This is a genomic window from Streptomyces sp. SPB074 (assembly GCF_000154905.1).
GTDB lineage: Bacteria > Actinomycetota > Actinomycetes > Streptomycetales > Streptomycetaceae > Streptomyces.
The window spans coordinates 1,787,524-1,798,895 of sequence record NZ_GG770539.1 but is presented as its reverse complement, the minus strand read 5'-3'; the positions used below and the strand labels follow the sequence as shown (position 1 = coordinate 1,798,895).

The 11,372-nt window shown below is 74.1% G+C and carries 11 protein-coding genes and 1 riboswitch; of the genes, 1 reads left to right on the top strand and 10 read right to left on the bottom strand.

Annotated elements, in window-relative coordinates; all coding sequences use genetic code 11:
• From SSBG_RS07120 to gcvT, 10 genes are all read right to left on the bottom strand, one after another.
• A partial coding sequence (locus tag SSBG_RS07120; protein WP_008745528.1) for an ABC transporter ATP-binding protein occupies positions 1 to 777 on the bottom strand: 777 nt, incomplete at its 3' end.
• A 152-nt stretch (positions 778 to 929) separates the two neighbouring features.
• Positions 930 to 1,967, bottom strand: coding sequence for an iron-containing redox enzyme family protein (locus tag SSBG_RS07115; protein ID WP_037869138.1), 1,038 nt, complete (start codon positions 1,965 to 1,967; stop codon positions 930 to 932).
• A gap of 213 nt (positions 1,968 to 2,180) precedes the next feature.
• A complete protein-coding gene (locus SSBG_RS07110; RefSeq protein WP_008745526.1) occupies positions 2,181 to 3,272 on the bottom strand; it encodes an ATP-binding SpoIIE family protein phosphatase in 1,092 nt (363 codons plus the stop codon).
• Positions 3,260 to 3,682, bottom strand: a complete 423-nt coding sequence (locus tag SSBG_RS07105) for an anti-sigma regulatory factor (RefSeq protein WP_008745525.1) — start codon at positions 3,680 to 3,682, stop codon at positions 3,260 to 3,262. Before SSBG_RS07105 ends, SSBG_RS07110 begins: the two co-directional genes overlap by 13 nt.
• A complete protein-coding gene (locus tag SSBG_RS07100; RefSeq protein WP_008745524.1) occupies positions 3,679 to 4,056 on the bottom strand; it encodes an STAS domain-containing protein in 378 nt (125 codons plus the stop codon). Before SSBG_RS07100 ends, SSBG_RS07105 begins: the two co-directional genes overlap by 4 nt.
• Positions 4,053 to 4,922: an STAS domain-containing protein gene (locus SSBG_RS07095; protein WP_037869136.1), complete on the bottom strand. Its 870-nt coding sequence runs from the start codon at positions 4,920 to 4,922 to the stop codon at positions 4,053 to 4,055. The genes SSBG_RS07100 and SSBG_RS07095 overlap by 4 nt, the downstream gene beginning before the upstream one ends.
• Positions 4,923 to 5,237: 315 nt before the next feature.
• Positions 5,238 to 6,605, bottom strand: coding sequence for an L-serine ammonia-lyase (locus SSBG_RS07090; RefSeq protein WP_008745522.1), 1,368 nt, complete (start codon positions 6,603 to 6,605; stop codon positions 5,238 to 5,240).
• Positions 6,606 to 7,033: 428 nt separating this feature from the next.
• A complete protein-coding gene (gene glyA, locus SSBG_RS07085; protein WP_008745521.1) occupies positions 7,034 to 8,302 on the bottom strand; it encodes a serine hydroxymethyltransferase in 1,269 nt (422 codons plus the stop codon).
• A gap of 49 nt (positions 8,303 to 8,351) precedes the next feature.
• Positions 8,352 to 8,735, bottom strand: a complete 384-nt coding sequence (gene gcvH / locus SSBG_RS07080; protein ID WP_008745520.1) for a glycine cleavage system protein GcvH — start codon at positions 8,733 to 8,735, stop codon at positions 8,352 to 8,354.
• A gap of 156 nt (positions 8,736 to 8,891) precedes the next feature.
• Positions 8,892 to 10,025: a glycine cleavage system aminomethyltransferase GcvT gene (gene gcvT / locus SSBG_RS07075; RefSeq protein ID WP_008745519.1), complete on the bottom strand. Its 1,134-nt coding sequence runs from the start codon at positions 10,023 to 10,025 to the stop codon at positions 8,892 to 8,894.
• Between the two features lie 143 nt (positions 10,026 to 10,168).
• Positions 10,169 to 10,272, bottom strand: a riboswitch (glycine riboswitch).
• A 242-nt stretch (positions 10,273 to 10,514) separates the two neighbouring features.
• On the opposite strand from gcvT, the gene SSBG_RS35665 reads away from it, so the two are divergent.
• Positions 10,515 to 11,372: AAA family ATPase (locus SSBG_RS35665; RefSeq protein WP_008745518.1), on the top strand; the 858-nt coding region annotated here is incomplete at its 3' end.

The window sequence follows — 11,372 nt, the reverse complement described above, 5'->3', positions numbered from 1 at the left end:
GAAGCACTCCGAGGCCGACTCGCTCGTCAGGACCTCGTCCACCGGACCGCTCCCGAGCACCTTGCCGCCGCGCAGCAGCAGCGCGTGCGTCGTGCCGGGCGGCAGCTCCTCCAGGTGGTGCGTCACGAGGACCGAGGCGAGCGCGGGCCGCCCCGCGGTCAGCGCCTCGATGCTCTCGATGAGCTGCTCGCGGCCCGCGACGTCGAGCCCGGTCGCCGGTTCGTCGAGCAGCAGCAGCCGGGGCTCCGGCATGAGCGAACGCGCGATGAGCGCCCGCCCCCGCTCGCCCTGCGAGAGCGTCGGCCAGGTCGCCTCCGCGCGGTGCCCGAGCCCCAGCGTCGCGATCAGCCGCTCGGCGCGCTCGCGCTGCTCCGCGTCGGGGCGCCAGCGCGGCAGCGGCTCGACGCTGTTGGTCAGCCCGGTCAGCACCACGTCACGCACTTTCAGCGCGCTGCGCAGCGGGTGGCGGGGATTGACGTGGCCCACGTACGTCCGCAGTTCCCGCAGGTCCACGCGCCCGAGCCGGCGGCCCAGCACCTCGACCTGCCCGCGCGTGGGGTGGCCGAGCGCCCCGAGCAGGCTCAGGAGCGTCGTCTTGCCCGCGCCGTTGGCACCGAGCAGGGCCCAGTGCTCGCCCTCGCGGACGGTGAGCGACACCCGGTCCAGGAGGAGAGCGCCCTCCCGGACGAGCTCCACCTCCTCGGCGTGCAGGACGGCCGTCGCCCGGGTCTCGTCCTCTGCCTCTGCTGCCGCTGCGCGTACGGGAGTGGTGGTCATAGTGCACCGAAAGGTACGCCCGCGCGGACGGGCCGCGTTCCGCCCGTTCACGATGCGGACGCGTCCGGGGCGGCGCGGGGGAGCGGCGGTACGGGGGGCGACCGGCGGGCAGCTCCGGCCCGCGCGCCACGGGCCCTCAGTCCTCCGGCCCCTCAATCCTCCGCGAGCGCCACCGGCAGCCGCAGGGCCGAGGCGCCCGTCTCCCACGCCGCGAGCGTGTGCGCGGCGAGCCGGTCCTCCAGGAGGCTCGTCGCCTCGATGCCGAGGACGACGTCCGCCTCCAGGCCGGGCTCGGCGAGCAGGTGCGGCGCCAGCACCTCCGCGCGCAGCAGTTGCTCCTCGGCGGCGCCCGCCTCGGCCCGCGCCCGCGGGTAGCGGCTCGCCTCCTCCGGCGCCCCGGTCCGCTCCAGCGCCGCGCTCACGCGGCCCGCCGCGCGCGGGAGCAGGACGCCCCACGCCGCCGCGTGGCCCACGAGGGCGCCGCGCAGCGCTCCGTGCAGGCCGAAGAGCGCTCCGAGGTTCGCGAGCGCGAGCGACGCGGCGGGCACCGCGTCCACGTACCTGCCGGGTGCCGGGTCGAGACCGAGCGCGCGCAGGTGCGCCTCGGCGAGCGCGGCGTGGCCGCGCGCGGGCTGTCCGTGTCCGGCCCGCGCGTGCAGGACGGACAGCAACCCGGCCCGGGCGCGCGCGGGCAGCCGGGGCAGCGCCCAGGCGGGCCCGTCGTCCTCGCCCTCGCGCGCGGGCGTCCGCAGGACCGCGTACTCGCGGATCTGCCACGGTTTCCCGTCCCGCTCCAGGACGCCGCTCACGCTCGTCGGATCGCCGCCCTCGGGCCGTACGAGCAGATCGGCGAAGGCCGCGGAGACGTCCTCGGCGCCGCGCGTGAGACCGCGCAGGGCCTCCAGGAAGCGACGTTCCAGGGGGCGGCGCAGCCCCAGCAGCAGCGGTTCCCACTCGGCGGTGGGCGGCAGCCCCGCCCAGCCGCCGCGCTGGAGGCCGTAGAGGACGAAGAGCGCGAGGTGCAGGTCCTCGCCGAGCGGGTCCACGCGCGCCGCCTGCGGCCCCCAGGGCGGCGCGTCGCGCCCCGCCCGCAGCGCCGTGAGCAGGTGCGCGGAGAGATCCCCCCGCGCCTCGGGAAGCTCCGGCGGCTCCCACCGCGCCCCACTGACTTCACCCGTCACCGTCGTCATACCCCCCACCCTGCTGCCCCCGACGGCCCCCCACCACCGGGAGGGTCCACACGCGGGACAGCGACAACCAACCCAGCCCCCCGGCGGCGGGCCGACGGCGGGCCACAAACTCAGCCCCTCCGGCGTTTGAGGAGCGGGGTCCGGGGCGGAGCCCCGAAAGAGGGCCCGGGGCGGAGCCCCGCGAGGCGCACCAGCGAGTCCCCGCACCCCCCGTCAGGGAACCCGCACCACGACCACCCCCGCGTCATCCCTCCGCACCGCCGCCTGGTTGAAGATCTGCCCCGCCACGCTCAGCGGCGCCAGGGCGAACAGCCCCGGGAAGTCGTCCGGCTCCCACCGCGAGGTCAGGCCGTCCGAGTGCAGCACGAGCGTCCCGTCCACGCCCGCCATGACGTCCTCGAACACCCGCAGCCGCGGCAGCTGGTGTCCCACGATCCCCGGCGCGGAGCCCAGCGAGCGCCGCCGCCCCTCGCCGATCACGTACGCGCTGATGTTCCCCGCCCCGCAGAACCGCACTCGCCGCGTCGCGAGATCGAGCCGCGCGATCCCCACCGCCGCGCCGCGCCCGCCCCGCAGCGCCTCGTGCAGCCCCCGCAGCACCTCGTCCGGCTCCCGCGCCGTGCTGCCCAGGAACGCCTCCACGGCGAGTTCCCCGGCCCGCGCGGCGAGCGGCCCGTGCCCGAGCCCGTCGCACATCATCACGAGGACGGAGCCGGGCCCGTCGTCCTCCGCGCGGACAGGGCGCGCCGCCCAGGCGTCGCCGCACACGGTCTCGCCGCTGATCGGCCGCGTCAGCCCGGCGACGAGCGGCTCGGGCCGGTGCGGGCCGCGCGCGCGGTCCGGCCAGAACCGCGCCGTGACCACCGTCCCGCGCCCGGGCAGCGAGTGGATGCCGAAGCTGTCGGCGAGCCGCCCGATCGTGCCGAGCCCCACCCCGAGCGTCCCCGCCGAGGAGGCCCCGTCGCGCAGCGAGTACGCGACGTCGGACATACCGGGCCCGCTGTCGAGCGCCAGGAATTCCAGCGCGGCCTCGTCCGGGGTGCGGACCAGGCGCAGCAGCAGCGAACCGTCCCCCGCGTGCCGCTGGAGGTTCGTCGCCGCCTCGGTCACCGCGAGCGCGACCTCCGAGGTGCGCCGCGCCCCGAAACCGAGCCGGTGGCACAGGTGTGCCGCCGCGCTGCGCGCCGCGGCCGGCAGCGCGACGTCCACGCGCAGCCAGGAGACGTCCTCGGCGCGCGGCATGTCGTACGCGTCGACCGGCCGCCCGCGCCGGGCCCGCCCGTACGGACCCTCTAGCGCGCCCACTTCGTCACCGTCACCGTCGTCCCCTCGCCTACCGAGGTGTCGAGGGCGAAGTCGTCCACGAGCCGTCGCGAGCCGCTGAGCCCGAGCCCCATGCCGTCCCCCGAGGTCCAGCCGTCGGTGAGGGCGAGGTCGGGCTCGGGAATCCCCGGGCCTTCGTCGCGGAACACGAGCCGTACTCCTTCGTGCCCGCCCGTGCTGACCCGGCTCGCGCACAGCTCGCCGCCGCCCGCGTGGACCAGCGTGTTGCGGGCGAGCTCGCTCGCCGCGGTCACCAGTTTCGTCTGCTCCACCAGGGAGAGGCCGCTCTCCTGGGCGAGGGCGCGCACCAGCTGACGCGCCTTGACCACGTCGTTGTTGGTGGCGATGGTCATCGTCTGCGTCGGCGCCGGCGCCGGCTGGGGACTCGTCATCCGCGTTCCGGACCCGTCCGCCCCGCGCGGCGCAGCACCCGCAGCCCCTGCTCCAGGTCGAGCGCGGTGCGCACGCCGCCGAGCGAGAGGCCCAGCTCCACGAGCGTCATCGCGACGGCCGGGCGCATCCCGACGACGACGGTCTCCGCGTCGAGCACGCGCGAGACGGCGGCCGTCGTCGCGAGCATCCGCCCCACGAAGGAGTCCACGATCTCCAGCGTCGAGATGTCGATGACGACGCCGCGCGCGCCGGTGCGCACGATCTCCTCGGACAGGTCCTCCTGGAGATCGAGGACGCTCTGGTCGTCCAGCTCGACCTGGATCGGCACGAGGAGCGTCCCGCCGATCCGCAGGATCGGGACGCGTTCGCTCACAGCAGTCCTCCCGGCACGATCGAGCCGTCCGCCTCGTCGGACTCGCGGTCCGCCTTGATCCGGCGCAGGGCGTGCGCGAGCCCGTCCGCGAGCGAGGACTTCGTGACGATGTCGCCGAACTCGATGCCGAGCCCGACGATGGTCTGCGCGATCTGCGGCCTGATCCCGGAGATCGTGCACTCGGCGCCCATGAGCCGCGCCGCCACGACCGTCTTGAGCAGGTGCTGCGCCACCTGCGTGTCCACGGCCGAGACGCCGGTGATGTCGATGATCGCCTGGGTCGAGTTGTGGTCGATGAGCGCCTGGAGCAGCTTCTCCATGACGACCTGCGTACGGGCCGAGTCGAGCGTCCCGACGAGCGGCACGGCGATCACGCCGTCCCACACCTTCACGACCGGCGTGGACAGCTCCAGCAACTGTTCGGCCTGCGCCGTGATGATCGCCTCGCGCGTCGTGGCGTGCGCCTCCACGGTGAAGAGCCCGAGAGCGTCCACGAGCCGGGAGAAGTCGAGGAAGGCGGCGAGGTCGGCGCGTGAGCCGGACAGCTCCGCTTGCAGGATCTCCTTGAGGAGGAAGACGCCGAGCGCCGTCTCCGTCTGTGTGAAGCCCTGCCTGGCCCGGTTGCGGGAGAGCTCCACGAGCAGCCCGCGCACCTCGGCGTACGGCTCCGCGCGGTGGTCGAGCGAGCCCGCGCGCAGGGCGTTGAGCACCGCCGCGTACAGCTCGTGCAGCTCCTGGGTCACCTCGGGCGCGCTCACCCGCCCCTGGAGCGGTGGCAGCGCCCGCTCCACCCACTCCCCGGTGAGGCGTTCCTGCTCGCCGGCCAGCAGCTCCGCCAGCCTTTCCACGCTCCCGGCAGTCGCCATCGGCTCGGTTCCTCCTCGGCGTCACGGGGACGGGGGCGGCGCCCCCTGCTGAGCCACCGACCCTACGCCGACCCGCCCCGGCGGCGGGAAATTCCCTGATTATTGCCGCGCGGCAAATATCCCACGCCCGCCGACCCGGCGGGAGGCCCCCCTGCCGGACCGCGCCGGGATCGCCGTCCGGAGGCGGCGACCGGGGCGGTGCGGGAGGGTGCGGAACGGCGCGCGGCCGGGCCGAGCGGGACCCGAACGGCGACCAGGGGCCCGGCCATTGGGTCATCCAGCCGTCCGGCCCGGAAACCCCGGCCCGTTCGCGCCTCAGCACTCGATGATGTTCACCGCGAGCCCGCCCCGGGCCGTCTCCTTGTACTTCACGGACATGTCGGCGCCCGTGTCGCGCATCGTCTTGATGACCTTGTCGAGCGAGACGAGGTGGCTGCCGTCGCCGCGCAGGGCCATGCGGGCCGCCGTGACGGCCTTCGCCGCCGCCATGCCGTTGCGCTCGATGCACGGGATCTGGACGAGGCCGCCGACCGGGTCGCAGGTCAGGCCCAGGTTGTGCTCCATGCCGATCTCGGCCGCGTTCTCGACCTGCTCCGGGCTGCCGCCCAGGACCTCCGCGAGCGCCCCGGCCGCCATCGAGCACGCCGAGCCCACCTCGCCCTGGCAGCCCACCTCCGCGCCCGAGATCGAGGCGTTCTCCTTGAAGAGCATCCCGACCGCGCCCGCCGAGAGCAGGAAGCGCACCACGCCCTCCTCGTCGGCGCCCGGCACGAAGTTCATGTAGTAGTGCAGCACCGCCGGAATGATGCCCGCCGCGCCGTTCGTCGGCGCCGTCACGACGCGGCCGCCCGCCGCGTTCTCCTCGTTCACGGCCATCGCGTAGAGCGTGATCCACTCCATCGCGCGGGCGAGCGGCTCCCCCTCCGCGCGGAGCTGACGCGCCGAGGCCGCCGCCCGGCGGCGGACCTTGAGGCCCCCCGGCAGGATGCCCTCGCGCGTGAGCCCGCGCGCCACGCAGTCCTTCATGACCCGCCAGATCTCCAGGAGACCGGTCCTGATCTCGTCCTCGGTGCGCCACGCCTTCTCGTTCTCCAGCATGAGCGCGGGGATCGAGAGCCCCGTCTCCCGCGTGAGCCGCAGCAGCTCGTCACCCGCGCGGAAGGGGTACCTCAGCACGGTGTCGTCCAGCTTGATGCGGTCCTCGCCCACCGCGTCCTCGTCCACGACGAAACCGCCGCCGACCGAGTAGTACGTCTTCTCCAGGAGCAGCGCGCCCGTCTCGTCGTACGCGAACACCTTCATGCCGTTCGCGTGGTACGGCAGCGCCTCGCGGCGGTGCAGCAGCAGGTCCTCGTCGTAGTCGAAGGGGATCTCGTGCGCGCCGAGCACCGAGAGGCGCCCGCCCGAGCGGATCTCCTCCACGCGCGTGTCGGCGTGCTCGACATCGACGGTACGGGGCGAGGCGCCCTCCAGGCCGAGGAGCACCGCCTTCGGGGTGCCGTGCCCGTGCCCGGTGGCGCCGAGCGAGCCGAACAGCTCGGCGCGCACCCGCGCGGTCGGCACGAGCAGCCCCTCGTTCTTGAGCCGGAGCGCGAACATGCGCGCCGCCCGCATGGGGCCCACCGTGTGCGAGCTGGAGGGGCCGATGCCGACGGAGAACAGGTCGAAGACCGAGATGGCCACGGAACACTCCTCAAAAGGCGGACACCGGTGTCCGCCCGGGAACGGGGGATGTGCGGAAGGACAAGGACGGGGAGGACGGCGGGGTGGGGGCGCGCGGCCCGTCCCGCGCGCCGGGGGTCACTCCCCAGTGTGCGGGACGCGCCGGAAAGGGAACGAAGGACCCGTCCGGGCGTTTTCGGCACCCCGCACGCGCTTGCGACGCCGCCTCGGGCGCTCCGGCGCCGCCTCGGGCGCCGCGTGCACGCGCCACCCTCGCGGGCGCGGCGCGCACCCCTGCGGGCTCCGTCGCCCGTACGGGTGGTGGGCGGTACCCGTGCCGGCCGCCGGTACGCGTACGGAGCGGGAGTGCCCGGTCCGTACGAGGCCGTCGTGACCCCGTACGGACCGGGCACGAGCGGCCACCGCCGCTCCTCGGGCCGGGCCGGGACTCAGGCCCCGAGCGCCGGGTACAGCGGGTGCTTCCCGGTGAGCGCCGTGACCCGCGCGCGCAGCGCGGCGGCGTCGTGGCCGGGCTTGAGGGCCTCGGCGATGATGTCGGCGACCTCGGCGAAGTCCGCCGCGCCGAAACCGCGCGTCGCGAGCGCCGGGGTGCCGATCCGCAGGCCCGAGGTGACCATCGGGGGACGCGGGTCGTTCGGGACCGCGTTGCGGTTGACCGTGATCCCGACCTCGTGGAGCCGGTCCTCGGCCTGCTGGCCGTCCAGCTCCGAGTGCCGCAGGTCGACCAGGACGAGGTGCACGTCCGTACCGCCCGAGAGCACCGAGACGCCGTGCTCGGCGACGTCGGCGGCGACGAGGCGCTCCGCGAGGATGCGCGCGCCCTCCACGGTCCGCGCCTGGCGGTCCTTGAACTCCTCCGAGGCCGCGACCTTGAAGGCCACCGCCTTGCCCGCGATCACGTGCTCCAGCGGGCCGCCCTGCTGGCCGGGGAAGACCGCCGAGTTGATCTTCTTCGCCAGCTCGGCGGTCGAGAGGATCACGCCACCGCGCGGGCCGCCGAGCGTCTTGTGCGTCGTCGTCGTGACGACGTGCGCGTGCGGCACCGGCGAGGGGTGCAGACCGGCGGCGACGAGCCCGGCGAAGTGCGCCATGTCGACCATGAGGTAGGCGCCGACCTCGTCCGCGATCCGGCGGAACGCGGCGAAGTCGAGCTGACGCGGGTACGCGGACCAGCCGGCCACGATGAGCTTCGGCCGCGCCTCGCGCGCCAGCTTCTCGACCTGGTCCATGTCGACCCGGCCGGTCTCCTCGTCCACGTGGTACGCGACGACGTCGTAGAGCTTGCCGGAGAAGTTGATCTTCATGCCGTGGGTCAGGTGACCGCCGTGGGCCAGGTTGAGGCCCATGATCGTGTCGCCCGGCTTGAGCAGCGCGAACATCGCGGCGGCGTTCGCCTGGGCGCCCGAATGCGGCTGCACGTTGGCGTGCTCGGCGCCGAAGAGCGCCTTGACCCGGTCGATCGCGAGCTGCTCGATCACGTCGACGTGCTCGCAGCCGCCGTAGTAGCGGCGGCCCGGGTAGCCCTCCGCGTACTTGTTGGTGAGCACCGAGCCCTGCGCCTCCATGACGGCGACGGGGGCGAAGTTCTCGGAGGCGATCATCTCCAGCGTGGACTGCTGGCGGTGCAGCTCGGCGTCCACGGCCGAGGCGACCTCGGGGTCGAGCGCGTGGAGCGGGGTGTTGAGGAGCGAAGACAAGAGTTCAGTCCCTATCGTGCGTCGTCCGTGCGTCGTCGTCCGTGCGCCGTCAGTCGTCGGAGCCGGCGAAGGCGGTGTACTCCTCGGCGCTCAGCAGGTCGCCGGGCTCCTCGCTGACGCGCACCTTGAAGAGCCAGCCGCCCTCGAAGGGGGCCGAGTTGACGAGCGAGGGGTCCTCGACGACGTCCGCGTTGACCTCGGTGACCTCGCCGTTGACGGGCGAGTAGAGGTCGCTCACCGACTTCGTGGACTCCAGCTCGCCGCAGGTCTCCCCGGCCTCGACGCTGTCGCCGACCTCCGGGAGCTGCGCGTAGACGACGTCACCGAGCTGACCGGCGGCGTAGCCCGTGATGCCGATGGTCGAGATGCCGTCCTGGGCGGCCGACAGCCACTCGTGCTCTTTGCTGTACCGCAGGTTCGTGGGGTTGCTCATGGCCTGAATTCTCCTGTACGCGGGGGAGTGGTGGGAAAGGGGGTGCCGAGGGCGCGGCGGGCGAGGGCACGAGAGGAGGCCGCGCGCCCGGTGGGCGGCGGGGGCCCGCTGCCGTGCCGGTGGGGCGGGGCCGCTGCCGTGCCGGTGGGGCGGGGGCTACTTCTGCCGCTTGTAGAAGGGCAGCGCCACGACCTCGTACGGCTCGTGCGTGCCCCGGATGTCGACGCCGACGCCCTCCGTGCCCGGCGCGGCGTGCGTGGCGTCCACGTAGGCCATCGCGACCGGCTTGCCGAGCGTCGGCGAGGGGGCGCCCGAGGTGACCTCGCCGACGGCCTGCCCGCCCGCCACGACCGCGTACCCGGCGCGCGGGACCCGACGCCCCGCGGCGATCAGCCCGACGAGCTTGCGCGGCGGGGTGCTCGCGGCCTTCTCGGCGGCGGCCTCCAGGGCCGCGCGGCCGACGAACCGGCCCCCGTTCGACGTCTTCTCGAACTTCACGACGCGCCCCAGGCCCGCGTCGAACGGCGTGAGCGAGGTGCTCAGCTCGTGCCCGTACAGCGGCATCCCCGCTTCGAGGCGCAGCGTGTCGCGGCAGGCGAGCCCGCAGGGCACCATCCCGGCCCCGGTCCCGGCGGCGAAGAGCGCGCCCCACAGCTTCGGCGCGTCGGCGGGCGCGCAGAACAGCTCGAAACCGTCCTCGCCCGTGTAGCCGGTGCGCGCGATCATGACGTCCACGCCGCCGACGGAGCCGGGCAGGCCCGCGTAGTACTTGAGCCCGTCGAGATCCGCTTCGGTGATCTTCGCGAGGATGCCGGGGGCGGCCGGGCCCTGCACGGCGAGGAGCGCGTAGGCGTCGCGGTCGTCGCGCACGTCGGCGTCGAAACCGGCCGCGCGCTCGCGCAGCGCGTCGAGGACGGTCTGCGCGTTGGAGGCGTTGGCGACGACGAGGTAGGTGTCGGCACCGGTGCGGTAGACGATGAGGTCGTCCAGGATGCCGCCGTCCTCGCGGCAGATCATCGTGTAGCGGGCGCGGCCCTCCTTCACCGAGCCGATGTTGCCGACGAGCGCGAAGTCGAGCAGGTCCGCGGCCTGCGGCCCGGTGAGGGTGATCTCGCCCATGTGGGAGAGGTCGAAGAGCCCGGCGCGCTCGCGCACCGCCGTGTGCTCCTCGCGCTCGCTGCCGTAGCGCAGCGGCATGTCCCAGCCGGCGAAGTCGGTCATCGTGGCGCCGAGGGCGCGGTGCGCGGCGTCGAGCGCGGTCGTGCGGAGGGGTGTTTCGGGCGTGCTCATACGGTCGGCTCCAGGGACGAGACGGGTGAGGTCTTTCCTCCCCATCTGTCATCGGGACCTGAGAGGTTCGCCATGACCCGCGCGCGGCGGGCGGACTTGCACCGTGGGTGGGGCCGGTCGCCCGGCCCGCTTTTCAGATGTGCCTCGCCCGCGCGGTATCGGGGCCTGAGAGATTCAAGGGAGGGACTTGCTCCTTCGGCGCCCCGGAGCGGCTGTGCGGCTCCCGGGACTCTCCCGCGCGGATTCAAGCGGCCGGTATGAGGTTGTCCAGCTCACGGGTCCCCGCGCCGTGGAGAAGCGGTGGACCGCCGCCATCATCGCACGCCCCTCCCGGTGACAGAAGGGGCATCCCGCCCCCCGGTGGCGAGGTACGTCACGCCGGGGTTCCCGCACCCCCGGGCTGGGCACTGTCCCGGTAGTCCGCATTACCTTCTCTTTACTCTGGGGGGTGTGCGGCGGGCGGACCGCGAGCACGGGGGAGGATGCGCGATGCGACAGCGGACGGGCACGGAACGCGGCGGACCGGAGGAGCGCGCGAGGACGGGGGCACGGCGCGAGGCCGCCGGGGCGGACACCGCGCGCGCCGGGAACACGCCCGCGCACCCGGTCGCGCCCCTCGTGCTGGACGCGCGCGCGGGCACCCCGTACGCCCCCCGGCGGCTACGGTTCGCCGAGGGCGATCTGGTGGCCGTCTCCGGGCTGCCGGGAAGCGGCAAGTCGACGCTCCTGAACCGCCTCGCCGCCGCCCGCACCCTCGATTCGCAGGACACCCGCGCGCGCTGGGCCGCCCGGCTGCCCGCCCTGCCCTACGCCCTCTACCGGCCCCTCGTCCGGCTCGACCACCACCGCGTCCTGCTGCGCGCCGCGCTCGGCACCCGCGACAGCCTTCTCGTGCACGACTGCGGCACGCTGCCCTTCGTGCGCGCCCTGCTCGCCCTCGCCGCCCGCCGCCGGGGCACCCGCTTCCACCTGCTTTTCCTCGACGTGTCCCCGCCGCTCGCCCGCGCCGGGCAGCGCGAGCGGGGCCGCGCGGTGAGCCGGTACGCCTTCGCCCGCCACCGCCGGGCCGCGCGCAGGCTCCGCGCCCGCGCCGCGCGCGGCCTCCTCCCGCGCGGCTGCGCCCGCCTCGTCCTGCTGGACCGCGAGGCCGCGGCGGCCTTGGCCGGGCTCGACTTCGTCCCCGCGGCGGCCCCCCGGCCCGTACCTCCAGCGGGGCCAAGTAATTTTTTTTTTATTTCTTTTATGATATATTGCTGTGTGTACTGGTTTTTTTTATTTTTTTGGGGGTGCTGGTGGTTATTGATTTTTTTCACTCAGTTTTTTTTTTTTTTTTTTTTTTTTTTTTTT